The sequence below is a fragment of the Streptomyces sp. NPDC016640 genome, assembly GCF_043076215.1.
Lineage (GTDB): Bacteria > Actinomycetota > Actinomycetes > Streptomycetales > Streptomycetaceae > Streptomyces.
Genome location: NZ_JBIBRG010000002.1, coordinates 578,748 through 603,862 on the forward strand (window position 1 = coordinate 578,748; position 25,115 = coordinate 603,862).

Annotated in this window: 21 protein-coding genes; 16 read left to right on the forward strand and 5 right to left on the reverse strand. The window is 72.9% G+C overall.

Features of this window, described 5'->3' with window-relative positions; genetic code table 11:
• Positions 1-22: 22 nt before the first annotated feature.
• The 5 genes from ACF07S_RS06165 to ACF07S_RS06185 all read right to left on the reverse strand — a co-directional run bounded on the left by ACF07S_RS06165 (position 23) and on the right by ACF07S_RS06185 (position 7,972).
• A complete protein-coding gene (locus tag ACF07S_RS06165; RefSeq protein ID WP_391973537.1) occupies positions 23-2,860 on the reverse strand; it encodes a beta-galactosidase in 2,838 nt (945 codons plus the stop codon).
• A 397-nt stretch (positions 2,861-3,257) separates the two neighbouring features.
• Positions 3,258-4,469: a helix-turn-helix domain-containing protein gene (locus tag ACF07S_RS06170; protein ID WP_391973538.1), complete on the reverse strand. Its 1,212-nt coding sequence runs from the start codon at positions 4,467-4,469 to the stop codon at positions 3,258-3,260.
• Between the two features lie 217 nt (positions 4,470-4,686).
• Positions 4,687-5,628, reverse strand: a complete 942-nt coding sequence (locus ACF07S_RS06175) for a hypothetical protein (protein WP_391973539.1) — start codon at positions 5,626-5,628, stop codon at positions 4,687-4,689.
• 40 nt (positions 5,629-5,668) lie between these two features.
• Positions 5,669-7,231 (reverse strand): DUF6801 domain-containing protein, encoded by a 1,563-nt coding sequence (locus tag ACF07S_RS06180; RefSeq protein ID WP_391973540.1) that lies wholly within the window; start codon positions 7,229-7,231, stop codon positions 5,669-5,671.
• 105 nt (positions 7,232-7,336) lie between these two features.
• Positions 7,337-7,972: a hypothetical protein gene (locus tag ACF07S_RS06185; RefSeq protein ID WP_391973541.1), complete on the reverse strand. Its 636-nt coding sequence runs from the start codon at positions 7,970-7,972 to the stop codon at positions 7,337-7,339.
• Between the two features lie 717 nt (positions 7,973-8,689).
• Here ACF07S_RS06185 and ACF07S_RS06190 point away from each other — a divergent pair.
• The 16 genes from ACF07S_RS06190 to ACF07S_RS06265 all read left to right on the forward strand — a co-directional run bounded on the left by ACF07S_RS06190 (position 8,690) and on the right by ACF07S_RS06265 (position 25,104).
• Complete coding sequence (locus ACF07S_RS06190; RefSeq protein ID WP_391962003.1) at positions 8,690-9,697, forward strand: ABC transporter ATP-binding protein; 1,008 nt, start codon at positions 8,690-8,692, stop codon at positions 9,695-9,697.
• Positions 9,694-10,458, forward strand: coding sequence for an MlaE family ABC transporter permease (locus tag ACF07S_RS06195; RefSeq protein ID WP_391973542.1), 765 nt, complete (start codon positions 9,694-9,696; stop codon positions 10,456-10,458). The genes ACF07S_RS06190 and ACF07S_RS06195 overlap by 4 nt, the downstream gene beginning before the upstream one ends.
• A gap of 6 nt (positions 10,459-10,464) precedes the next feature.
• Positions 10,465-11,271 carry an MlaE family ABC transporter permease gene (locus ACF07S_RS06200; RefSeq protein WP_391973543.1) on the forward strand — a complete coding sequence of 269 codons (807 nt, stop codon included), beginning with the start codon at positions 10,465-10,467 and terminating at the stop codon, positions 11,269-11,271.
• A 1-nt stretch (position 11,272) separates the two neighbouring features.
• Positions 11,273-12,526: an MCE family protein gene (locus ACF07S_RS06205; RefSeq protein WP_391962000.1), complete on the forward strand. Its 1,254-nt coding sequence runs from the start codon at positions 11,273-11,275 to the stop codon at positions 12,524-12,526.
• The gene (locus ACF07S_RS06210) at positions 12,523-13,581 is read left to right on the forward strand and encodes an MCE family protein (RefSeq protein ID WP_391961999.1); all 1,059 of its coding nucleotides are present in this window, start codon (positions 12,523-12,525) and stop codon (positions 13,579-13,581) included. Before ACF07S_RS06205 ends, ACF07S_RS06210 begins: the two co-directional genes overlap by 4 nt.
• Positions 13,578-14,696 (forward strand): MCE family protein, encoded by a 1,119-nt coding sequence (locus ACF07S_RS06215; protein ID WP_391973544.1) that lies wholly within the window; start codon positions 13,578-13,580, stop codon positions 14,694-14,696. The genes ACF07S_RS06210 and ACF07S_RS06215 overlap by 4 nt, the downstream gene beginning before the upstream one ends.
• A complete protein-coding gene (locus tag ACF07S_RS06220) occupies positions 14,693-15,736 on the forward strand; it encodes an MCE family protein (RefSeq protein ID WP_391973545.1) in 1,044 nt (347 codons plus the stop codon). The genes ACF07S_RS06215 and ACF07S_RS06220 overlap by 4 nt, the downstream gene beginning before the upstream one ends.
• Positions 15,733-17,055 (forward strand): MCE family protein, encoded by a 1,323-nt coding sequence (locus ACF07S_RS06225; protein ID WP_391973546.1) that lies wholly within the window; start codon positions 15,733-15,735, stop codon positions 17,053-17,055. Before ACF07S_RS06220 ends, ACF07S_RS06225 begins: the two co-directional genes overlap by 4 nt.
• Positions 17,052-18,329 (forward strand): MlaD family protein, encoded by a 1,278-nt coding sequence (locus ACF07S_RS06230; RefSeq protein WP_391973547.1) that lies wholly within the window; start codon positions 17,052-17,054, stop codon positions 18,327-18,329. The genes ACF07S_RS06225 and ACF07S_RS06230 overlap by 4 nt, the downstream gene beginning before the upstream one ends.
• Complete coding sequence (locus ACF07S_RS06235) at positions 18,326-18,841, forward strand: hypothetical protein (protein ID WP_391961994.1); 516 nt, start codon at positions 18,326-18,328, stop codon at positions 18,839-18,841. The genes ACF07S_RS06230 and ACF07S_RS06235 overlap by 4 nt, the downstream gene beginning before the upstream one ends.
• The gene (locus ACF07S_RS06240) at positions 18,838-19,524 is read left to right on the forward strand and encodes a hypothetical protein (protein WP_391973548.1); all 687 of its coding nucleotides are present in this window, start codon (positions 18,838-18,840) and stop codon (positions 19,522-19,524) included. Before ACF07S_RS06235 ends, ACF07S_RS06240 begins: the two co-directional genes overlap by 4 nt.
• 26 nt (positions 19,525-19,550) lie before the next feature.
• The gene (locus ACF07S_RS06245) at positions 19,551-20,099 is read left to right on the forward strand and encodes a nuclear transport factor 2 family protein (RefSeq protein WP_391961992.1); all 549 of its coding nucleotides are present in this window, start codon (positions 19,551-19,553) and stop codon (positions 20,097-20,099) included.
• A gap of 45 nt (positions 20,100-20,144) precedes the next feature.
• Positions 20,145-20,981: a hypothetical protein gene (locus ACF07S_RS06250; RefSeq protein WP_391973549.1), complete on the forward strand. Its 837-nt coding sequence runs from the start codon at positions 20,145-20,147 to the stop codon at positions 20,979-20,981.
• A gap of 62 nt (positions 20,982-21,043) precedes the next feature.
• Positions 21,044-22,279: a lytic murein transglycosylase gene (locus ACF07S_RS06255; RefSeq protein ID WP_391973550.1), complete on the forward strand. Its 1,236-nt coding sequence runs from the start codon at positions 21,044-21,046 to the stop codon at positions 22,277-22,279.
• A 432-nt stretch (positions 22,280-22,711) separates the two neighbouring features.
• Complete coding sequence (locus ACF07S_RS06260; RefSeq protein WP_391973551.1) at positions 22,712-23,689, forward strand: arabinan endo-1,5-alpha-L-arabinosidase; 978 nt, start codon at positions 22,712-22,714, stop codon at positions 23,687-23,689.
• On the forward strand, positions 23,671-25,104 hold the full coding sequence (locus tag ACF07S_RS06265; protein ID WP_391973552.1) for a family 43 glycosylhydrolase: 1,434 nt from the start codon (positions 23,671-23,673) through the stop codon (positions 25,102-25,104). Before ACF07S_RS06260 ends, ACF07S_RS06265 begins: the two co-directional genes overlap by 19 nt.
• The last annotated feature ends 11 nt before the right edge of the window (positions 25,105-25,115 follow it).

Consider the following 25,115-nt stretch of genomic DNA (forward strand, 5'->3'; position numbering starts at 1 on the left):
GGCGGTGACGGCGGCGGTGGACTCACCTTCCCGGCGGGTCCACCGCCTCCACCGCGACCCCGCCCCGCGCCGCTCCCAGCGTCGTCAGCCGTACCTCGCGCGGGCCCGCGGGTGTGGTCCCGTCGGACAGCACCGCCAGGGCCAGTGTGTTGGCCCCCCGGGTGCGCAGGATGCCGTTCGGCAGGACGAAGGTGTGCTGGGGGCCCACATCGTTGATGTACTGGCCCAGGTTCCAGCCGTTGAGGAAGATCTGGACGCGGTAGGCGCGTTCCGGATCGTCCTCCAGCGTGAGCCCGATCGACGCGTCCACGTCCGGGGCGACGTCCAGCCGGAAGCCCGTCCGGTACCAGGTCACGCCCTGTCGCCGGTCCTCGCGCGGGAAGTCCGCGGCCTGCCACTCCCGGTCGTCGTGTCCCGGCAGGTGCCAGCCCTTCCGCTCCCCGTACAGCCCGCCGTTGTTCAGCGGCCCGCGCACCCGGTCCGCTGCCGCGGCCCCCTGGATCCGCCAGTCCACGTCCCGCGGGCCGCCCTCGAACTCCACGGACACCAGCCCGCGCGCGGCCTTGTGCGTGTCCTTGCCCTGCCCGTCCCCGTCGTGCTGCATCCGCCGTACGAGCACGGACAGCACGTGCCGTCCCCGCTCGCGCAGTTCCTCCGGCACGTCGAAGGTGGCCGTCGCCGTCCAGGTGCCCTTCTCCGCCGTGTCCCGGTCCGGCACCGGCATGCGGTGCGTCCCGATGGGCCGCCCGTCCAGCCAGGCCATCAGCAGCCCCTGCGTGCCGGTGCTGTAGGACAGCGACACCGACTCGACGCCGCGGGCGTCCTCGAACCGCCCCCGGTACCAGACGTCGCCGTAGTGGAAGCCGTAGTCGTCCGCGAAGAGGACGGGCCCGCCCTCCGGCACGCGCGTGGTGCTGTGGGACGAGGTGCGGTCGGCCGCCGTCCACGCCGAGTCGTCGAAGTCCGGCTCGGACTCCGGGTTCTCGCCGCGCCGCCGCCAGTCGTCCAGCGCGGGCAGCGGCACCGCCGGCGCGCCCGGCATCAGCCCTTCCATGAGCAGGCTCCCGGCCCGGCTGAGCTGGGTGCGCACCGGCTGTCCGTTCCAGGTCACGGCGGTGATGCCGCGCGGCCCCCACACCTCGAGGCCGGTCTGGCCCACGACGTCGCCGACGAGGTGCACGGTGGAGCCGCGCAGGGTGGCCGAGCGCAGCAGTGCCGGGCCGTAGACCAGCAGTGAGCCGGAGGGCGTCTCGTAGGGCCACAGCCGCAGCGCGGTCGCGTCGTCGGCGAACAGCAGCACCATGGGCGTCTCGGAGTCCCCGCCCTCGATCAGCACCCGGCTCAGCCCGCCCGGGCCCAGCGGCACCACGATGTTGAGCCTGCCCCGGTCGTAGGACCACGCGGGCTCGTCGTCCAGCCGGTTGGTGACCGGCTGGGTCCCGCAGTCCAGCGCGATCTGCGCGGTCTCGCCGCCGCGGCCCGCGAACACGGCGATGTCCTGCCGGCCGGCGGTCATGCTCAGCATGGGCTGCGCGGTGGTGTACGCCAGTCTCCGCCGGCCCAGTTCCAGTCCGGTGGTGAGCAGTTTGGCGTCGTGCGGTCCCACGGTGACCGGTACGTCGATGCCGCTGCCCGGCAGCATCGAGGCGACCGGCTCGGCGGAGTCGTTGCGCACGACGTACACCTGGGCGCCGGTGTCGGGGTTGGCCAGGTGGCGCACCGTCAGCCGCTCGTCCTCCGCCCGCACCGCACGCGCCCGCTCCAGCCGGGCGAGGTCCGGCACGGTCCGCACCAGGTGCCCGAGCTGCTGGAGCGGGGCGAGCTTCGGCGTCGGCCGGCGGCCCTCGCCGATCGCGGCCCCGTAGTTGTACGAGGTGTAGACCCCCGGCGAGGGCAGCCAGCCCCACGAGGTCCCGCCGACGGCCATGCGGACGTTGTGCACGGTGACGCCGTCGGCCAGGTGGGTGAGGCAGTCACGCCGCATCCGGGCCGCGTCGTGCGCCTGCCGCACCTGCGCGTATCCCTTGCCGCCGGAGGTCGCCCCGCCCCACGGGTCGGCCGCCCCGCCGGCCACCCCGGTCCGGACACCGGGCGTGCGCGGGCCGGCCCGGCGCTCGCCGAGGTGACCGTCCGCGTGGAACAGCGGCACGTCGATGCGGTCGGCGCGCGCCTTGTCGTACAGGTGGGCCAGGTAGGCCCGCCGGGCCGGGTCGTCCCCGGGGACGTCCGAGCCGTCCTCGAACTGGTACAGCAGCACGGTGCCGCCCCCCGCCGTGAACAGGTGGCGGACGGCGATGGCGTCGACCGCGCCCAGCCACTCGTCGACGTGCCGCAGGTACTCCGGGTCGGCGGTCCGCGCGGTGCCCCGGGCGGCTGTCAGCCACCCGGGGAACCCGCCGGCATCGACGTCCGCGCCGATGTACGGTCCCGGGCGCAGGATGACGTACAGCCGTTCCTCGGCGGCCATGCCCAGGAACAGGTCCAGATCCCGCACCCCGGTGAAGTCGTACGTCCCGGGCGCGGGGGAGTGGTAGTTCCACGGCACGGGGACGCTGACCGCGTTGTGCCCGTGGGCGCGCAGCTTCTGCAGTGCGTCCCGCCACAGGGACGGGCTCGGCAGCCGGAAGGGGTGGAACTCGCCGGACCACAGCACCAGGCGCCGGCCGTCGACCAGCAGCGAGTACCGGTCGAAACCGACCTCGTGCCGCCTGCCGTCCGCGCTCGGCGGCGGGGGCGGCGGGCCCGTGGGCACGCCGCGCGGCCCGTGCGCGCCGGTCGCCGCCCCGCCGCTGCCGGCCAGCACCAGACCGAGCGCCGCCGTACCGGTCAGGGCGGTGAAGGTACGCCTGCTGAGCTCCAAGGGAGCGCCTCCTGTTGTGGTGCCACAAGCGGTGCTGGTGGGCCATTGTCCACGAGCCGGCACCACTGCGTTCACACGAGGGTCCCGTTACGTCCTCTTCGTCCCCTCGTGGTGTGACGGACGCGGAGGACCGGAGTTCACTCCGGCCGCGGCTGCCGCGGCTCCGTGCCAGGCGGGCGCTCCCGGCCCTCACCGCGCCTTCACGCCTCCCCCGGCGGAGGCCCACCGGGGGAGGCGCGTGCGTGCAGTTCTGTCATGCGCATGACATTTCCGTCGCGTCGTGATGCGCGTGAGGACGCCGGCTGGGGGCGGGAGGAGAGGGGGCGGCTTCCCGGCAGCCGTTTCCGGAGTCACGCGCCGGCCGTCGTGCGACGGGGCCGCGGCAGGCCGCCGCGGATCACTCCCCGCAGCCGTGACCGCGCAGGTGGAGCGAGCGCAGGGCCACCTCGAGGGCGAAGCGGCGGTCGGGGTCGGTGAGCCGGTCACCCAGGTGGGTGTCCAGGTTCCGCAGGCGGTAGCGGACGGTCTGGGCGTGTACGCCCAGCATCTCGCCGACCTGCTCGGCCGGTGCCCGGGTGGAGACGTGGACCCGGAGCGTCTCGACGAGCCGATGGCGCCGGCCGGCGGGCAGCCCGTCGAGCGGGGCCAGTTCGCGGGCCGCGAGGTGGTCGACGAGGGCGGGGTCGGACAGCAGCCACAGCGTGATCAGGTGGTCCTCGCAGCGGACCAGCGGGGCGTCGGGCACCACACCGTCGTCGACGAACTGGAGCACCCGGCGTGCCCAGCGGACGGAGTCGGCGGCCTGCCCGAGCGGCACGGTCAGGCCCACCGCGGCACGGGTGCCGGCCAGAGCCGTGCCGAGCATCGCGAGGCGTTGCGGGGTGAGGTCCCCGGGGACGAGCAGGTGCGGCTGCGGGATGTCGAGGTCGGCGAGGACGTCGCCGTCGAGAGCCGCCTGGATGTGGTCCGGCACCGGGGGACGGAGGGCGACGAGGGTGCACGTGCGGGGCAGTTCCCAGGCGGCGGCCTCGCACAGTTCGGAGACGGTCGTCCGGGGCAGCGGCGACGAGGCCAGGATCAGGTGCAGCAACCGTCTTCGCACCGCGGACACCTCGGACGCGGCCCGCTCGCGCACCTCCGCGTACCCCTCGCGGGTGACCGCCTCTAGTTCCCCGACGTACGCGAAGAGGGCGTCCGCGAAGGCGAGGATGAGGGTGGGGGAGAGGTTGTACTGCCGCCCCACCGTCCTGGCACGGCGCAGCGCGATGCGGGCACCGAGCCGGTAGGCGCTCTGCAGCGTCTCCAGGTCGCGCCCCTCGTAGGCCTCCACCCGGCCGAACCTGCGCAGCAGCTCGTCCCGCAGTTCCGAGCTCCTGCCCGGGTCGGCCACCCGGTCCACGAAGGCGACCAGCGTCTGTTCCACGCCCTGGCGGATCGCGTCCCCGTCGGGGCCGTTGAGCAGCCGGCCGTACACCGGGTAGGCGCGGGTGACCTCGGTCCGTATCTCGTTCAGCAGCCCCGGCAGTTCCGGCCGTATGAAGGCCGCGAACTTCCTGGGTAAGGGCTCGAGCGGTTCACCGGCCTCCGGGGACCGTGTGATCGAGGGCATCAGCCACCCCTTGCTCTCCGACGTGTCCGGCGGGGTGGCCGGGCGGGCGTCGTCCGGCCGGGTGGCGGACGGCGCCCGGACCGGTCCACCGGGTCGTGCCGGTCTGAAAAGCTGAAGCTAAATCAACTTCCTTACCCTGTACACCGTTTGAGCGGAATCGCTTCACCGGCGCACGGGCCGGCCGCCGTAACGGCCGGGAACCGCTGCTGCGTGGCCGTTACCTGACGGCGGAGTGCCAGTTCTCCGCGAGCACCCTGCCGGCTCCGGGGGCGACGGTGCCTGGCGCGTTGAGGCCGGTGAGGTGGGTCCGGGTGTCGTCGAGGGTGAGGCTGTTGTTCCCGGCGGCGGAGGGCAGCCCGGTCTTCGCGTTGACCGCGGCGTTGATCAGACCGACGTTCAGGCCGCAGCCGGTGGCTCCGGGGACCGCGAAGGCGCTGTCGTTCTGGGTGGCGCCGGTGAGGTTGACCCGGCTCATCTCGCCGGACGCGTCGGCGGTGCCGTCGCCCTTGAAGAAGCTCATCCCGAACTCGGGGTAGTCGAGGTTCTTCGGGCGCAGCAGGATCGGTTGGGACCTCGATCCGATGTAGCAGTTGCCGCCCAGGAGCGGGTTCTCCAGGTGGATGCGGACCGGCAGGGCGACGATGGGCATGCCCGTGAGGACGCCCGCGGTCTGGTCGAAGGCGTAGGGCGCGCCGACGGACTCCATGGTGGCGGTGATCTTGTTGAAGGTGGAGTCGTCGAGCGTCTCGCAGATGGCCGTGATCACCGGCACGTCGCTCGGACACATCAGGCCGAGCAGACCGCCGGGCACGGTGGCGGAGTCGGCGACGAGCGCGCCGGAGGGCGGGGCGACGACGCTGCTGGTGCCGTCCGCGTTCTGGACGACGCCGATCTGGAGATCGGTCCTCCCCGTGACCACGGTGGTCCTGCCCAGTTTGATGGAGCCGCCGTCGGAGGTGGAGACCACGCACTGCGGGGTCTTGTCGAAGCCGTCGGCGGCCAGCATCGCCGGGGCGTCCACGGGGCAGCGGGTGAAGGGGGCCCACTCGCCGTTCAGCGCGGGCTCGGCGGCGGTCGCGGTGCCCAGGGAGGCGAGGGCGCCGAGCGCGGTCAGGGCGGAGACGGTCGCGATCCTGGCGCGGGTGGTGAGCAGGGGCATGGGTGACGGCCTTCCGTGGAGGAGGGAGGGGAGGAACGGCTCAGCGCTCGGGGACGGGGATCTTGAGGGGCTGCAGGTCCTCGGTGCACTCGTCGGCGTTGAAGACCTGCACCGCGCACGTCTGGCCCTGTATCTGCTTGATGTAGTTGCCGGGGCCGGAGACGGAGGCGGTGAGGAGGCGGTCGAGGTTCTCGCCACCGGTTCCGCAGCCGGTGAAGGCGGGGACGGTCACCTCGCCGGTCAGGGGACCGCCGGAACTGAGCAGGTAGCCGACGGGCATGCCGGGTGGGTGATGCGTACTGCTCCCGGACAGCACCACGTGGTCGCCCGGGTACTTCGAGGGCTCGGGTTCGGGGGAGCGCAGGGGCCTCTCCGTCCTGCAGCCGGGCCCGACGTCCAGAGGGGTGCCGTTGACCTCGAGAGCGGTCACCCGGAGTACCAACGGGACCCGGGCGTGGCTCTCGAAGGTGGTGTATCCGGTCTCGAACACGGTCTCGCCGGCGACGTCCAGGGTGAGGGGGCCGGTCTGCTCCAGCACCATCGTGGCCCTCGTCGGCACGAAGCCGAAGGTCAGGAAGTCGGCCTGGAACGGAGGGGTCCGCTCGCGCCCCTGATGGTGGAGCCTGCCCTCCGAGTGCTGTTTCAGGTAGGCGCCGGTGAAGTCCGGGAAGAAGTCGACGATGTCCAGAGGACCTTGTTCGACCAGGAGGCAGGACAAGGGGATGAGCGAGGCCCCCCGCAGCTTCCTCACGTTCGAGTAGCCGGTGATGTAGGCGTTCAGCGACGCCGAGGTGGACGGATTCCCGTCGTCGTAGCGGCAGGGCGGTGCGTCGCGCCCCGCGGTACCGCCGGGCGGGTCCTGCGCCCCCTTCGGCGCCCGGTTCCCCTGCCCGTCCTCCGGCGTCCCGGAGGGCGGGCCCGGCGTCGCGGGGGAGGATCCGGACGCGGACGGCGAACCGCCCGGCTCCGGCGTGTCCGTGCCGACCGGCACGCTGACCAGCAGCCCGTCCTCCGGCGCGTCCCCGGCAGGGGAGCAGTCGAGGGCCGGCGCGCCGGGGCCGGCAGCGGTCCCGTCCGCCGTGCCGAGCGCCAGGTCGACGGCGAGGTTCCCGGCGGAGAACGTCAGGTCGCCGTCGCCCCGTCCGGTCACCGAGGGGACGTCGCCTGTCGTGGTCAGCGTCAGCGGTCCGGAACCGGGAAGGGGGACCGGCTCCGCGGTGCCGCGCCAGATCGCCTCGGCGGCGGCCTCGTTCTGGGTGACGCCGACGGTGAGGCGGGTGGCGGCCCGGACCGTGGCGGCCTCGGGCGCGGTGAGGTCCGCGACCGCCTCCGCCGGGAGTTCCACGGTGGTGGTGACGCCGGTGGGTGAGAACGCCTCGCCCGGCTCCGCCCGGTCCGGGAACACCGCCGAGACCCGGACCGTCACGGGCTGCCGTCCGGACGGCAGCGCGCAGACGTAGGGGAGTTCGGAGTCCACCTCCTGGGTGCCCGCGGCGGACGCCGCAGCCGGGATCGTGGCGGCGAGCACGACGAACGCACCGATCGCCGCCCTTCCGGCACGGACACGGGGCGGCCGCGGCGCGGCGGCACGATGGCCTCTCATACAGCTCCACTCGGGTCGTGAAAGCGGGTTCCGGAGGGCTTGGCCGGGCAGTCCGCGTCCGCCCGGCCGGGAAGGCCGGCCGGGCGGACACGAGCGGGTGGCGCCTTACGGGTTGGAGCCGACGATCCGCGGGATGGCGCCGCTCGACGCCTTGATGGCGTAGTTGCCCTTGAAGAGGGGCTTGGTGGCGGTCGTGACCACCGAGCCGCAGTTGACGGGAGCGGGGCTGGAGCTGACGGCCAGGTCACCGGAGACGCTGCTGACGGCCAGGATGCCGGTGGAGTTGGTGTAGGTGGCCGAGGCCTTGCCGGCCACCGTGAACTTACAGGCGCCGGCGGTGACGTTGGCCTTGACGTTGCCGACGTAGCCCTTGGTGACGCCGGTCGAGGCGGTGTAGTCCTGCGCGACGACGGTCCAGGGGGTGACCGCCACGGTGGTGACGTTGCCCAGGACGCTGGTGCACGGTGAGGCGGAGGTGCCGAAGTTGATGGCGTTGATGGCGGCGACCGTGGCAGGGTTGCCCGTGGCGCTCGCCATGGTGCCCGAGGCGCCCGAGGTCGTGCACGTCATCGGGATGGTGGCGGTCAGCACGATGTTGCCGCTGTTCGTCGCCGTGTAGCTGCCCGTCGGGGTGACGGTCCACACCGTGGAGGGCACTGCCGAAGCGGGCGCGACGGCGAGACCGAAGGCGGCCGCGGCCGCACCCGCCGCGACGGTGAACCGTCTCGTGTTCTTCTTCATGACTCCAGGACTCTCCTTGTGGATTGGCCGGCAGAAGTGGGCCGTGGCCGAAGTGCTCGAGGGAAGGCCGGGCGGCCCGCGGCTCGGTGGTCCCTGTCCGCGGACAACGACGTTACTTGCGGGAAACTTAGTCGAACAATGGCACTGTTCATGATTCTTTGAAAAGGGAAACCATCTGTTCCCCGGGTGAGCGGCGCACGGGCCGACTTAGTCACCTGCTGTCAATGTCGTCGTTTTCGCCCGGTGGCGCGAGGACTTCCGGCCGCCGCTCCGCATCGGGCCGTGATGCTCACTCGGTGACAATTTCGCGACCGTCTTTTGTCTGCTCCCTGACAGGTTCCGGATGGCTGGACCCGGTGTCCTGGAAAACTCGTATTCCGCTCTTGCCCGCCGAGGTTACCCGGCCGTAACGTGCCGGTGTGGTGCTCGGTTCCAGGTCGGCGGCCCCGTCGGCCGGAGCCGTGCGGATGCTTTCCGGCCGCGCCCTTTCGCCGGGAGCGGACATCCGCCGGCGGGTCTCGCGGATCCCCGTCCCCCGGAGCCGCGAGACCCTGCCTGTCTCCCCGGAGACAGGTGCGGGTGCGGCGTGTTGTCTGCGCGGTGACAAAGTCGGGAAGAGCGGAGGGGAACCGGCGCCGCACCCGTTGTCAGCGCGTTCCGCACCGACTTGCCGTGCGCCCGCAGTGCGCACTTTGAAACGCGTCCGCTGGAGGTGGTATGGGAATCGAAGTGGTGGTCGAGGGCCTGACCAAGTCCTTCGGTGAGCAGAGCATCTGGCGGGACGTGACACTCACCCTTCCTGCCGGAGAGGTGAGCGTGATGCTGGGTCCGTCCGGCACCGGGAAGACCGTTTTCCTGAAGTCGCTCATAGGATTGCTCAAACCCGAGAAGGGCCGTGTTCTCATCAACGGGGTGGACATGGTGAACAGCCCCGAAAAGGATATATACGAGACCCGGAAACTGTTCGGGCTCATGTTCCAGGACGGGGCCCTCTTCGGGTCCATGTCCCTCTTCGACAACATCGCCTTCCCGCTGCGCGAGCACACCCGCAAGAAGGAGTCCGAGATCCGCCGCACCGTCATGGAGCGGATCGAGGTCGTCGGGCTGCTGGGTTCGGAGGGCAAGCTCCCGGGCGAGATCAGCGGCGGCATGCGCAAACGGGCCGGCCTGGCCCGCGCGCTCGTGCTGGACCCGCAGATCATCCTGTGCGACGAACCGGACTCCGGGCTCGACCCGGTCCGCACCGCCTACCTCTCCCAGCTGCTGATCGACCTGAACGCGCAGATCGACGCGACGATGCTGATCGTCACCCACAACCTCGACATCGCCGCCACCGTGCCCGACAACATGGGGATGCTCTTCCGGCGCGAGCTGGTCGCCTTCGGCCCGCGCGAGGTGCTGCTCACCAGCGAGGAGCCGGTCGTGGTCCAGTTCCTCGACGGCCGGCGCGAAGGCCCCATCGGGATGTCCGAGGAGAAGGACGCGGCCACCCTCGCCGCCGAGGCGGACGCCGGCGCCGCCATGGCTCCGCCCCGGACGATCGTCCCGCAGCTGGAGCCGTCACCCGGCCTCCCGCCGCGCCGGGCCGTCGCCCGGCGGCGCGAGCGTGTCATGCGCATGATCGACCAGTTGCCGCCCGCCGCGAGCTCCGCCATCCGCAGGACCTACGCGGAGAACGCCGGGGCGCCCGTCCTGCCGGTGCCCGCCGCCGGGAGCGACGCATGATCGTCGGCGCGCTCCGGCAGACCGGCCGGCTCTTCGCGCTCGCCGCGGAAGTGAGCCGCGCCGTCTTCCGAAGACCCTTCCAGTTCCGCGAGTTCGTCGAGCAGTTCTGGTTCGTCGCGGGCGTCACCATCCTGCCCGCCGCCCTCGTCTCGATCCCCTTCGGCGCCGTCATCGCGCTCCAGGTCGGCTCCCTGACCCAGCAGTTGGGAGCCCAGTCGTTCACCGGAGGCGCCAGCGTCCTCGCCGTCGTCCAGCAGGCGAGCCCGCTCATCGTCGCCCTGCTGATCGCCGGCGCCGGCGGCTCCGCCATCTGCGCCGACCTCGGCTCCCGCACGATCCGCGAGGAACTCGACGCCATGGAGGTCATGGGCGTCTCGCCCGTGCAGCGCCTGGTCGTGCCCCGGGTCCTGGCCACCATGGGTGTGGCCGTCCTGCTCAACGGTCTGGTCTCCGTCGTCGGCATCCTCGGCGGCTACTTCTTCAACGTCATCCTGCAGGGCGGCACCCCCGGCGCCTACCTGTCCAGCTTCTCCGCCCTCGCCCAGCCGGCCGACCTGTACATCAGCGAACTCAAGGCGCTGGTCTTCGGTTTCATCGCGGGCGTCGTCGCCGCCCACCGGGGCCTCAACCCACGCGGCGGCCCCAAGGGCGTCGGCGACGCCGTCAACCAGTCCGTCGTCATCACCTTCCTCCTGCTCTTCTTCGTGAACATGGTGATGACGGGCCTCTACCTCCAGATCGTCCCGCCGAAGGGAGGCTGAGGCCCGGTGACCCCCCCGCTCGCCCTGCTCGACCGCTCCGGCGACCACCTGTTCTTCTACGCCCGGGCGCTGCTGTGGATCCCGCGCACCCTGCACCGCTACCTCAAGGAGGTGCAGCGCCTCCTCGCCGAGGTCGCCTTCGGCTCCGGCGGCCTCGGCGTCATCGGCGGCACGATCGGCGTGATGGCCGCGATGACGCTCTTCACCGGGACCGTCGTCGGACTCCAGGGCCATGCGGCCCTCGACCAGATCGGCACGGCCGCGTTCACCGGATTCGTCTCCGCCTACTTCAACACCCGCGAGATCGCCCCCCTCGTCGCCGGCCTCGCCCTCTCGGCGACCGTCGGCGCCGGCTTCACCGCCCAGCTCGGCGCCATGCGCATCAACGAGGAGGTCGACGCCCTCGAGGGGATGGGGATCCGCTCCATGCCCTACCTGGTCACCACGCGCATCATCGCCGGGGTCGTCGCCATCGTCCCGCTCTACGCGATCGGGCTGCTCTCCTCCTACCTGGCCTCCCGCTACGTGACCGTCCTGTTCAACGGCCAGTCTCGGGGCACGTACGACCACTACTTCAACCTCTTCCTCTCCCCGACGGACGTCCTGCTCTCGGTGCTGAAAGTGCTGATCTTCAGCGTGATGGTGATCCTCGCCCACTGCTACTACGGCTATCGCGCCACGGGCGGCCCCGCCGGCGTCGGCGTGGCCGTCGGCCGGTCCGTGCGCAACGCCATCGTGCTGATCAGCGTCACCGACTTCTTCCTGTCGCTCGCCCTGTGGGGCGCGACCACGACCGTGAAGGTGGCGGGGTGAGATGAGCGGAACACGAGGCGAGACGCTGCGCCACCGGTCCGCCGGGCTGGTGTTCCTGCTGGTGCCCGTCCTGCTGGTCCGGCTGGCCGTTGCCGTCTACGACAAGGAGTTCACCGACTCCGACCCGGTGGTCGTCGAGACCGGCAGCGCCGGCAACGAGATGCACCCGGGCGCCGAGGTCAAACTGCGCGGCGTCGTGGTCGGCGAGGTCCGCGCCATCGACGCCACCGGCGACGGGGCCCGGCTCACCCTCGCCATGAAACCCGGCGCCCTCGACGACGTACCCTCCGACGTCCGCGCGCAGATGCTGCCGACCACCCTGTTCGGCGAGCGGTTCGTGGCCCTCGTGCCGCCGAAGGCCCCCTCGGACCGGCCGCTGGCCGCCGGAGCCGTCATCCCCCAGGACCGCTCCGAGAACGCCGTCGAACTCCAGCAGGTCCTCGACGACGTCCTGCCGATGCTCACCGCGGTCCAGCCGCAGAAGCTGTCCGCGACCCTGTCGGCCGTCTCGCGGGCCCTGGCGGGACGCGGTGACCGGATCGGCGACACGCTCGTCCGGCTGGACGCGCACCTCAAGGAGTTCAACCCCCACCTGCCCACCCTGAACCGGGACCTCAAGCAGCTCGTGAAGGTCGGCCACGTCTACGCGGACGCCGCGCCCGACATCATCACGGCGCTCACCGACTTCACCACCACCAGCGGCACCCTCGCCGAGGAGGAGGCCGCCTACGCCCGTACCCTCGGCGCCACCACCCGGACGGCCGAGGACATGACGGCCTTCCTGCGGAAGAACGAGGCCAACATCATCCGGCTCGCCGCCACCGGCAGGCCCACCCTGGAACTGCTCGCCGAGTACTCCCCCGCCTTCCCCTGCACCCTGCGCACCCTCGCCGAGTTCGTGCCCGCCATGGACAAGGCGCTCGGCAAGGGCACCGACCGGCCCGGCATCCACGTCGACGTCACCACCGTGCCCTCGCGCGGCGCCTACCTCCCCGGCCGCGACACCCCGGTGTACGACGCCGGCGGCGGTCCCCGCTGCCCCTCCGTGCCCTACCTCGGCTCACTCGCCCGGCCCGCCGCGCAGGCCTCCGCGGCGGCCGGCCAGGACCTCGGACCCGCCAACTCCCCGCAGGAGAACGACCTCGTCAACGAACTGCTCGCACCCGCCACCGGCCGGCCGCCCGGTGACCTGCCCGACTGGAGCAGCCTGCTCGCCGGCCCGGCCTACCGCGGCACGGAGGTGACCCTCGGATGACCGCCCCGGACAACGCGCACACCCGCCGCCGCCCGCTGACCGGGCCGCTGCTCAAGTCCCTCGCCTTCGTGGTGATCACCGGCATCGCCACGGCCGTGCTCGGCCTCAGTGTCGCCAGCACCGGCGTCAGCACCGGCACCAGCACCTACCGGGCCCTGTTCACCGACGTCACCGGACTCGTCGACGGCGACAGCGTACGGATCTCCGGGGTGGAGGTCGGCGAGGTGACCGACGTCCGCGTCGTACGACGGCGCACCGCGCAGGTCACCTTCACCGTCCGCGACGACCGCCGGCTGCCCCGCTCGGCCACCGCCGCCGTGAAGTACCTCAACATGGTCGGCCAGCGCTACGTCGCCCTCGACCGCGGCACCGGCGACCTCACCGGCACGCTCCAGGCGGGCGACACCATCCCCCTCGACCGCACCACGCCCGCCCTCGACCTGACCCTGCTCTTCAACGGGTTCAAGCCGCTGTTCGAAGGACTGTCCCCGAAGGACGTCAACGAACTCGCCGGTTCGATCGTGCGGGTGCTCCAGGGGGAGGGCGCCACCGTCGGCAGCCTGATCCGCCACGTCGGCTCGCTCAGCACGACCGTCGCCGCCAAGGACGAGGTGATCGGCCGGGTCGTCGAGAACCTCACCACCGTCCTGGACACCCTCAACGACCGCGAGGACGGCTTCGACGACCTCGTCGTCACCCTGCAGGACCTCGTCACCGGCTTCGACGACGACCGCGAACCCCTCGGCGAGGCGGTCGAGGCCATGGGCGACCTGACCACCGTCACCGCGGGGCTCCTCGAGGACGGTCGCGCGCCCCTGAAGCGGGACATCCGCGAACTGGGCCGGCTCTCCACGGGCCTGGGCGAACACGTTCCGCGGATCGAGGACTTCCTCGACCGGACCCCCGCCAAGATGACCGCCCTGGCCCGGCTGTCCTCCTACGGATCGTGGTTCAACCTCTACCTCTGCGAGGCACGCGTGAGCGGAGTGACCACCTCCGACGGCTCCGAACCGCCGACCGGCATCGCGATCACCGAATCGAGGTGCCGCGCATGAGGCTCACCGCACGGCGCGGCCGGACCGACGGGACCGACGGGACCGAGGGGGCGGAGACCGGGAGGGCGGCCGGGCTCCGGCGTCCGCGCATCCGGCCGGTCAAGGAACGCGACCCCGTCGCCGTCGCCGTCGTCGCTCTGCTCGCCCTGGCTCTGCTCACCGCCCTCGTCCACCAGGTGGACCGGCTGCCGTTCGGCGGCGGTACGCACTACAGCGCCGACTTCTCCGAGGCCGCCGGTCTCGACGAGGGCGACGAGGTGCGCATCGCCGGCGTCAAGGCCGGGGAGGTCACCGGCGTCGCCCTCGACGGAGCCGGGGTGAAGGTCTCCTTCGAGGTCGAGGACGCCTGGATCGGCGACCGGACGACCGCCGCCATCGCCATCAAGACCCTCCTCGGAGACAAGTACCTGGCGCTCGACCCGCTCGGCTCCGGCCGGCAGGACCCCGGCAGCCGCATCCCGCTGTCCCGCACCACCTCCCCCTACGACGTGACGCAGGCGTTCCAGGACCTCGGCTCCACCGTCGGGGACATCGACACCCGGCGGCTCGCGGAGAGCTTCGCGACCATCTCCGACACCTTCGAGAACTCCCCGCCCCATGTGCGCAAGGCCGCCGACGGCCTGTCGGCCCTGTCGAAGTCGGTTTCCGGGCGCGACGCGGAACTCTCCGAACTCCTCCGGGGCAGCGCCCGGTTCACCAAGACGCTGCGGAACAGGAAGTCCAGCTTCGAGACCCTCCTGGAGGACGGCGGCTCCCTGCTCGGCGAACTCCGGGACCGCCGCGACGCCATCCGCGCCCTGCTCAGGGGCAGCAGGAAACTCGGTACCGAACTCGGCGGTCTCGTCGACGACAACGACAAGCAGCTCGGCCCCACCCTCAAGGCCCTCGGCCGGATCACCGGCGTCCTGGAGAGGAACAGCGCCCAGCTCGGCAAGACCCTCGCGCTGGTCGGCCCGTACTACCGCCTCGTCGGCAACACCCTGGGCAACGGCCGCTGGTTCGACAGCTACCTGTGCGGCGTCGTCCCCCGCGACTACCTGCCCGAGGCGTCCCTGCCCGAGACCGGCTGCCTGCCGCCGAAACGGACGGCCGCCCAGGGGAACGGTGAGCGATGAGCAGACGCAGAAGAGTCCTCACCGGCGTGCTCGCCCTCGCGGTGCTCGTCGCCGGCGGCCTGACCACCGTCCGCATCCTCGACTCCGGCGGCACCCGCCTCACCGCCTACTTCGACCGCACCGTCGGTGTCTACGCCGGGTCCGACCTGCGCGTCCTCGGTGTACGGGTCGGCGAGGTGGAGTCGGTGCGGCCCCAGGGAACGACGGTACGCGTCGGACTCCTCCTGGACGAGGGCGTGCAGGTCCCCGAGGGCGCGCGGGCCGTCGTCGTCGCGCCCAGCGTCGTCGCCGACCGCTATGTGCAGCTCACCCCCGCCTACAGCTCGGGCCCCACCCTCGCCGAGGGCGCCGTCCTGCCCGCCGCGCGCAACCGCACCCCCGTCGAGATCGACCAGCTCTACGACTCGATCACCGAACTCGGCGAGGCACTCGGCCCGCACGGCGCCAACGCCGGCGGCGCCCTGTCCGGACTGCTGAGCACCGGCGCCGCCAACCTCGACGGCAACGGCGAGGCCATCGGCGACGGCATCGAGGAGTTCGGCAAGGCGGCCAGGACCCTCGACGGCAGCAGCGGCGACCTGTTCGACACGCTGCGCAGGCTCCAGACCTTCACCACCATGCTGAAGGAGAAGGACACCGACGTGCGCACCGCGCAGGAACGCCTGGACGAGGTCGTCGGCTTCTTCGCCGACAACAAGGACGACCTCACCGGCGCGCTCGAGGAACTCGGCACCGCCCTCGGCCGGGTCAAGACCTTCATCGAGGACAACCGGGGCGAGCTGAGGGAGAACGTCGACCGGCTCGTCCCCCTCACCCGGACCCTCGTCGAGCAGCGGACCTCGCTGGCCGAGGCGCTGGACGTGGCGCCGCTGGCCGCGGGCAACGTGGTGGACGCCTACAACCCCGACACCCGCACCCTCGACGGCCGCGCCGACCTCAACGAGATCAGCATGGGCGGACCGCTGCTGCCGCTGCCCGCGACGGGCGGCTCCTCCGCGGGCGGCGCCGGGCCCGCGGCCACCGGGAAGGGGGAGCGATGAGGCGCGGCACACGGCCCTCGGGCCCGAGGGCCGCGGCGGTGAAGCGCGGCGCGCTCACCACGGGCGGCGCCGCCGGCCTCACCCTGGGCGCACTCCTCGCCCTCGGCCTCGGCTTCACCCTGGCCCTCGGCGCGGTCACCGTCGAGCCGCCGCGCTTCGACGGCATCGAGGACCTGCCGCTGCCCGGCGGCGCCGACCTCGGCGAGCGCCCCTACACCGTCACCGCGGAACTCCGGGACGTGCTCAGCCTGGTCCCGCAGTCCGCGGTGAAGGTCAACGACGTCGCCGTCGGCCGGGTCACCGCCGTCGAACTCGGCCGCGACGACTGGTCGGCCCGCGTCACCATGGAGATCAACGGCGATGTGCGGCTGCCCGCCGACGCCGCCGCCCGGCTCGAACAGTCCAGCCTGCTGGGCGAGAAGTACGTCCAGCTCGTCGCGCCCGAGCGGGCGGCCGGAGCCGGGAGACTGGAGGACGACAGCGTCATCCCGGCCTCCCGCACCAGCCGCAACACCGAGGTCGAGGAGGTGTTCGGCGCGCTGTCCCTGCTCCTCAACGGCGGCGGGGTCAATCAGCTCAAGACCATCACCCGGGAACTCGACGCGGCGCTCGGCGGCCGCGAACCCGAGGTCCGCTCCGTGCTGAAACGGGTCGACACCCTGGTGACCGACCTCGACGACCACCGGGGCGACATCACCGACGCCCTCGACGCCGTCAACCGGCTCTCCACGACCCTCGCCACCCGCAAGGACGACGTCGGCACCGTTCTCACCGGCCTCTCGCCCGGACTGAAGACGCTCGAGAAGCAGCGCGGCTCACTGCTGACCATGCTGCGCTCCCTCGACACGCTCTCCGGCGTCGCCGTCTCCACCGTCGAGGCGAGCAAGGACGACATGATCGCCGACCTCAAGGCCGTCGCGCCGACCCTGAAGGCGCTCGCGGACGCGGGCACGGACCTGCCCGGCTCGCTCGAGGTGCTGCTGACGTACCCGTTCACCGACGAGGTGCTGCGCGGGGTGAAGGGCGACTACCTCAACGTGTACCTGGACCTGGTCGCCGTGCCCGGGACCCGGGTGATCCCGCCGCTGGTGCCCCGGAGCACCGCCTCGCCGCCCGCCCCGGCGGACGGCGGGCCGGACGCGGCCGGCCGGGGGCGGTCCGCGGGAAGGGACGGCGGGGAAGGCGAGTCCGGCCCGCCGCCGGAGGCCCCGTCGCGGCGGCCCCCACCGACGCCGTCCTCCCCTCTGCCCCTGCCCTCCGTTCCCGTCACCGGGACGGCGGCGGACCCGGCGGCCACGCGGGGAGGTGAGCCGGGTTGATCACCCCCGCCGTACGGCTGAAGAACCTCGCCTTCCTCCTCATCGCCGTCCTCGCCCTCTCCTTCCTCGGCATCCGCTACGCCGACCTGGGGCGGTACGTCGGCATCGCCGACTACTACACGGTCGACGTGCGACTCCCCCGCACCGGTGGTCTGTTCACCCACTCCGACGTCACCTACCGGGGTGTCTCCGTGGGACGCGTCGGCCCGATCGGCCTCACCGCCGACGGCGTCGTCGCCGAACTCCGCATCAAGAAGTCCGCCCCGCGCATCCCCGCCGACACCCGCGCCGTGGTCGCCGGCCTCTCCGCCGTGGGCGAGCAGTACATCGACCTGCGGCCCGAGAGCGGCGGCGGCCCCTACCTCGCCGAGGGCTCCCGCATCGAACAGACCGACACCCAGGTGCCCGCACCCGTCACCGACGTGCTGGCCAGCGTCGACGACCTCGTCGGCTCCGTCCCGCTCGACGATCTGCGCACGGTCGTGGACGAGTTCGGCAAGGTGTTCGAAGGCCACGGTGACGACCTCCAGGTCCTGCTCGACAGCGGCAGCGGTTTCGTGGAGGCCGCCGACCGCGCCCTGCCGTCCACCGTCCGGCTCATCACCGACGGCGAGACCGTCCTGCGCACCCAGGCCGAGGAGGAGCAGGCCATCCGCGACTTCGCCGTCGGGGCGAAGGAACTGGCCCGCGCCCTCAAGGGCTCCGACGCCGACCTGCGCCGCCTGCTCGCCGTCACGCCCGAGGCCGCCACCCAGGTCAGCGGCGTCCTGCGGGACCTCGACCCGAGCCTCGGCGTCGTCCTCGCCAATCTGCTCACCACCTCGGAGATCGCCGTCACCCGACAGCGCGGCATGGAGGAACTCCTCGTGAAGTACCCGGCGGCCGTCGCCGCCGGCGCCACCGCCGTCGACGGAGGGAAGCTGAACCTCGGCATGGCCGTCACCTTCTTCAAGCCGCTGCCCTGCACCGCCGGATACGGTGCCACGCGCTACCGCAACGGGCTCGACCTCGGCACCACGCCCGCCCTCAACACCGGCGCCGCCTGCACCGCCTCCGCCGCGCGGGGGTTCAACGTGCGCGGCGCGGCGAACGCCCCGAAGGGCGGCGCGGTGCCCGAGCCGGCCAGGCCCGGGACCCTGCCCTCCGGCAGCGGCGGGGCACGGACGGGCGGACCGGCCGCGCTCCCCGGCGCCCTCGCCCTGCCCGGCCAGGACGGCGAGGCACCGGGGGACATGGCGGGACTCCTCGCCCCGGCCGGCGGGAGCACGCGATGAGGCGGGCCCGGATACTCACCGGCGCGGCGCTCGCCCTGGCACTCGGCTGCTGCGGCACCGGCGCGTGGACGTACGCGCAGGCACGCACCGACGACGCGCTCGCCCACGGCCGGGAGCGCGACCGGGCGCTCGCCGACGGACGGGCGGGCATCGCCGTGCTCACCACGCTGGACGCCTCCACCCGGCAGCGGGCGGAGAAGGGCATCCGGGCCTGGCGCGACGCCTCCACCGGGCCGCTGCGCGAGGAGCTGGGCCGCACCGAGGCCAAGGCGGGCGCCTCGGCGCGCGGCACGGTCACGGAGGCCGCCGTCACCGCGCTCGACACGCGGGCCGGTACGGCCAAGCTCATCACCACCGTCCGCGTCGAGGTCACGCCCGCCGGGACGAAGGAGCCGGCCACCGGCCGCAAACGCCTGGAGGCGGTCCTGGCCCGCACGGGCGAGGGGGAGTGGAAGGTGCGGGCGCTGAGCGCGGTACCGCTCTCGGGGGAGAGGGAGGACGGGGACCGATGACACCGGCACGGCTGCCGCGCGGGGGCAGGACGCGGGATTCCGCGCGGGCCCCCGACCCGGTCCCGGTCCCGGTCCCGGTCCCGGTGCCCGCGCGGGACGCGGCCCCGGGAGCGGGCCCCGAACCGCCCCCGGCCTCCGGGACGCGATCCGCGGACGCGTCCGCCGCGGGCGGGATGCCCGCGGGCGGCCGTCCGCGACGGGCCGCCCTCGCCGCCCTCGCCGCGGTGCTCGTCCTCGGCGGCTGCGGCTTCCTCCACGGCGCCCACCAGCTCAGGTCGGCCGAGTCCGCCCGGAACCGCGCGCTCACCGACACCGAGGCCACCGACCGCGTCGCGGGCGAGGTCGGCGACGCCCTCGCCCGTGTCTTCTCCTACACACCGGACGGCACCGCGGCCGCCGAGCGCTCCGCGCGCTCCGTCCTCGGCGGTCGCGCCGCCCGCCAGTACCGGGACCTCTTCGGCCGGGTCCGCGAGGACCTCGTCGGGCAGCGCGTCACCCTGAGCACCCGTGCCGTCCGCACCGGGGTGATCGAACTCGACGGCGAAAGGGCACGCCTGCTGGTCTTCCTCGACCAGACCTCCCGCCGCGGCGAGGGTGAGGCCACCACCGCGGCGGCCCAGCTCACCGTCACGGCCCGGCTGGAGAACGACCGTTGGCGGATCGTCGACCTCAAGGCCCGCTAGACGTGCGCGGGAGACTGGAGCACCCCATGAAACGAGCGGTCCGCGCCCTCACCGCACACCGCCCCCGTCCGCTGCCGTCGCTGGCCGTCGCCCTCACGCTCGCCGCGGGCGGCTTCGCGGCCTGGACGGGGCAGGACTGGTACGGCGCGGCCCACGACGACCGGGCCGCGTACGCCGCGCAACGGGACGAGGCGCTCGCCGCCGGGGAGCAGGCCGTACAGAACCTCAACACGCTCGACCACCGGGACCTGAACCAGGGTCTCGACCTGTGGGAGTCGTCGACCACCGGTGAACTGCACGAACAACTGGCGTCGGGGCGTGAGGAGTTCGCCGAGCAGGTGAAGGCGGCGAAGACGGTCACCACGGCCCGGGTGCTGTCGGGCGCCGTCACCGAACTCGACGACCGCGCGGGGCGCGCCCGGGTGCTGGTCGCCCTGCGCGTCACCGTCAGGGCGTCCGACGGCGCGCGGACGGACAAGGACAGCCGCATGCTCGGCGAACTCACCCGCACCGAGGGCCGGTGGAGGCTGAGCGCCCTGGGACAGGCCCCCGTGGGCGGCGCACCGGCCGGCTGACCCGGTTCCGTACCGCGCAAGCCGCCGTACCGAGAGGAGAGCACGATGTCGACGACCCGCCACCACATCAACCGCCAGCGGCGCCGCCAGGCCCGCGGGACCCGGTCCACCACCGCCGGGTCCCCGGGAAGCGCCGGAAGCCGGATCCGCACGGGCGGCACGGCCCTCCTGCCTCCTCCCGGCCCCTCGCCCTCGGCCTCCGCGCGGACGGCCGGGACGGCCGGGACGGCCGGGGAGGGGAAGGCGTCCGGGACCGGGAACGGGAAGGCGGACCGGAAGGCATCCGGGGACACGGCCGGCGAGGGGACCGCCCGGGCCCGGTCGCGCCGCCCGCGGGGTCTGGTGGCGCTCTGCGCGCTGACCGTGCTCCTCGGCGGCTTCGCCGGCTGGGCGCACGCGGAGGCCGAAGCGCTCCGGGACGACCCCGCGCGGCGCAACACCGCCCTGACCGACCCCGCCCGCACCGGCGACGTCAAGGGGCAGACGTCCAGGGCCGTCGGCCTGCTCTTCTCCTACGATCACACCGATCCCGGCGCCCTTGAGGAAGCCGCGCGGAACATCCTCACGGGAAAGGCCGTCGACCAGCACCGCGCCCTGCTCGCCGACGTCCGGAAGCGGGCCGACGAGCAGAAATCGGTGATCACCACGACGGTCACCGAGAGCGCGGTCGAGCGGATCGACGGCCACCGGGCCCGGGTTCTCCTCTACGCCGACCAGAGCAGCGTCGGCACCGCCGGGGACAAGGCCGCCACGGGCGGGGCGGGCGCGAACGGGAGAGCCGCGAAGGACGAGGGCGTGTACGCGGGCGCCATGCTCGCCGTCGACGTCGTGCACCGCGACGGACGGTGGCTGGTCTCCGGCATCGACACCTTCGGCCGTTGAGGGCCGCGCGACCGACGGAACCCCGGGCGCACCCGCCCCCGCATCCGACAGGAGTGACAGCCATGCCCGTACGCCGCGCACGACGGCCGCGCACCCGGACCCGCAGGGGACTGCGGACGACCGCCATCACCGTGGCGGCCATGGCGGCCCTCACCGCCTCCCGGGCGCCCGGACTCACCGGGGACGCGGACGCCCGCACCGCCCCGCCCGCCGACGGCGCACGCGGGACGGCGGCAGGCGGTCCGTACCCGGCTTCCGCTCCGCCGGGCGACGGTTCCTACCACACCGAACTCCCGCCCCTGACGGCCCCGGACGCCGCGCCGGCCTCCCCGGCGCTCACGCGGGACCTCCGCTCCCGGTCCGGTATCCCGGCCACCGTGCTGCGTGCCTACCGCGCCGCCGAGACGTCAGTGGGCAGGACGGATCCCGGCTGCCGGCTGCCCTGGGAGTTGCTCGCGGCGATCGGCAAGGTCGAGTCCGGCCAGGCGCGCGGCGGCGCGGTCGACCGGAACGGCACCACACGGGGACGGATCACCGGGCCACCGCTCGACGGCCGGGGGTTCGCGCTGATCCGGGACACGGACGGGGGCGCCCACGACGGCGACACGGTCTACGACCGCGCGGTGGGACCGATGCAGTTCCTGCCGTCCACGTGGGCCCGCTGGGGTGCGGACGGCAACGGCGACGGCCGCGCCGACCCGGACAACGTCTTCGACGCGGCCCTGGCGGCCGGGCACTACCTGTGCGCGGGCGACCGGGACCTGAGCCGGGCCGCGGACCTGGACCGGGCGATCCTCGGCTACAACCACTCGCGCCCCTACCTGAGGCTGGTCAGGTACTGGCTGGAGTTCTACAGCCGGGGGGTCCACGCCGTCCCCGACGGCGAGGGCGTCCTCCCGGAGAGCCCCGGCGCGGGCGGCGGCACCCCGGCGGCCGGGCCCGTGGACAAGGGCAGCGGCGGGGACCGGAACGACGGCGGCGGCATCATCATCGGCCCGGACCCGAGCACTCCGGGCCACCCCGGGCCGTCCCCGGGCCCCTCCTCGCCCACTCCGGAGCCCCCCTCCCCGTCTCCCGGCCCCAGCACCTCCCCGACGGCGCCTCCGACGAGCCAGGAGCCCTCGGAGCCGCCCGGCGAGTCCCCCACGCACACCCCGTCGCCGGACCCGACCGACCCGGGCCCCTCGCCCACCGACCCGGACGACTGCTCCACCGGGTCCGAGGCCCCGTCCCCCGACCCCACCGCCTCGCCGGCCGCCTCGCCCTGCCCGGCTCCGTCGGCCGCCCCGTCCGGGTAAGGGGGCTACGGAGAGCCGTGAACACCTCGTCGCCGGGTGTTCACGGTTTTCCGCGGGCCGGCCCGGACTGACCGCACTCGTCCCCCGGCTGTTCTCTCCTCCCGCGCAGTTCGCCTGACCAGGGAATCCTTCCGCAGGAACCGCGTCCGCCGCTCCGTCATGTCCGCGCTCGTGGCGGGCGGCGGGGACGCGGCCGGCCCGGAGCCCGGGACGGTGGGGCGATCCCCCTGCGCTCGCCGGCCGGTGGGAGGTGAGGGGACGGCGCGCCGCCCGCCGGGACGGTCCGTGCCGAGGCCGGTGCCGCAGCGGACCTCGACCGGGCCTGCGCGGGCCATTGACGCGCAAGGGGTTCGATTCTACGGTCCGTTCGAACTTGCGATCGCTGTTCGAGATGTCGAACGCATGGTCACCCCCACCGCAAGGAGAACCCGTATGAGCCGCACGCTCCGCAAGCGCACCGCCCTGCTCGCCCTCCCCACCGCCGCCCTCCTGGCGCTCATGCCGACCACCGCCTCGGCGTACCCCAACCCCGGTCGCGTCACCGGGTCCGTCGTCACGCACGACCCGTCGATGATCCGGACCTCCTCCGGGCAGTACCTGCTCTACGCCACCGGCGGCGGCATCGCCAACAAGACCTCCGGCGACCGCACCGCCTTCTCGGCGGGCGCCGACGCGTTCTCGTCCCGGCCGAGCTGGTGGCGCACCTACTCGTCCGTGCCCGAGGCCTGGGCGCCGGACATCTCGTACCACGGCGGCAAGTACCTGATGTACTACTCCGTCTCGAAGTTCGGCTCGAACACCTCCGCCATCGGGCTGGCCACCTCCAGCACCGGGCAGCCGGGCAGCTGGACCGACCAGGGCACCGTCCACACCTCCGGCTCCTCCAGCGACTTCAACGCGATCGACCCCAACCTCTTCGTCGACGACGACGGCAAGTGGTGGCTGTCCTTCGGCAGTTGGTGGACCGGGATCAAGATGATCCAGATCAACCCGTCCACCGGGAAGCAGCTCTCCTCCAACACCACCCGCTACTCGCTCGCCTCCCGCCCCTCCGGGACCAAGGCCGTCGAGGCGCCGTTCATCGTCAAGCGGAACGGCTACTACTACCTCTTCGCGTCCTACGACACCTGCTGCGCCGGCACCAGCTCGACCTACAAGGTCAAGGTCGGCCGCGCCTCCGCCGTCACCGGGCCGTACCGCGACCGGAACGGCGTCTCGATGACGAGCAACGGCGGGACGCCCGTGCTCGAGTCGCACGGCAGCGTCATCGGCCCCGGCGGCCAGTCGATCATGAACGACGTCGACGGGGACCTGATCGTCTACCACTACTACGACGGGAACGACAACGGCACGCCCAAGCTCGGCATCAACCTCCTGGACTGGAGCAGCGGATGGCCCGTCGCCTACTGACCCTGCTGGCCGCGCTGCTGCTCGCCCTCTCGTTCGGGCAGTCGTCCGCGCAGGCGGCCTCGTTCGGCAACCCCGTCAAGGCGCAGAAGGGCGCGGATCCCTGGATCGTCCGCCACGACGGCGACTACTACCTGATCAGCACGTCCTGGACCGACGTCATCACCATCCGCAAGTCGCCCACCCTCGGCGGTCTCGCCACCGCCCCCAGCGTGCAGGTCTGGCAGGGTGACGCGGCCTCCCGGTGCTGCAACATCTGGGCACCGGAGCTGCACCACCTCAACGGGCGCTGGTACCTGTACTACGTGGCCGGGCAGAACGTCGCCGACTACAACCCCACCCAGCGCAGCCACGTGCTGGAGAGCGCGGGCTCCGATCCCATGGGTCCGTACACCTACCGGGGGCAGCTCAACTCCTCCTGGATGCTGGACCCGACGATCGCCACCATCAACGGGCAGCTGTACCTCTTCGGCAGCACCCACAACGGGACGCAGAACGTCGTCGCGGCCCGGATGGCCAACCCGTACACGGTGAGTTCGTCGTTCTCGACCGTCTCCACGCCCACGTACGACTGGGAGCGGCAGGGCGGGACCGTCAACGAGGGGCCGGAGATACTGCAGCGGGGCGGGCGGACCTTCCTGGTCTACTCGGCGAGCGGCTGCTGGACCCCCGACTACAAGCTCGGACAGCTCACCCTCACCGGGCCGGATCCGCTCTCCGCGTCCTCCTGGACGAAGAAGTCCACGCCGGTCTTCCAGCGCAGTGACGGGAACGGTGTCTACGGGCCCGGGCACAACGGTTTCTTCACCTCGCCGGACGGCAGCGAGAACTGGATCGTCTACCACGCCAACGACTCCGCGTCCGAGGGGTGCGACAACGGGCGCACGGCACGGGCCCAGAAGTTCACCTGGAACAGCGACGGTTCCCCGGACTTCGGTACGCCCGTGCGGCTCGGGGCGAGCCGGGCCGGGCCCTCGGGGGAGCCGTCGGCCGTCTCCACCACCTACACCGTCACCAACCGCAACAGCGGCAAGTGCCTGGAGGTGGCGGGGGGTTCGTCGGCCGACGGCGGCAATGTGCAGCAGTACTCCTGCAACGGCGGGACCCACCAGCGGTGGCGGCTGGAGGATCTCGGGGACGACACCCACCGGCTGGTGAACGTGGCCTCCGGCAAGGTGCTGGACACCGAGAACTGCTCGTCGGCCGACGGGGCGGGGCTGCGGCAGTGGTCGTGGCTGAACAACACCTGCCAGCGGTTCCGGTTCGTGGCGACCGGCAGCGGCTGGGTCCGCGTCGTCAACCAGGCCACCGGCAAGGTCGCCGACGTCGCCGGCTGCTCCACGGCGGACGGCGCCGACGTACGGCAGTGGACCTGGCTGAACAACGGCTGCCAGCAGTGGCGGCTCGAACCCGCCTGACGGCCGGGTGA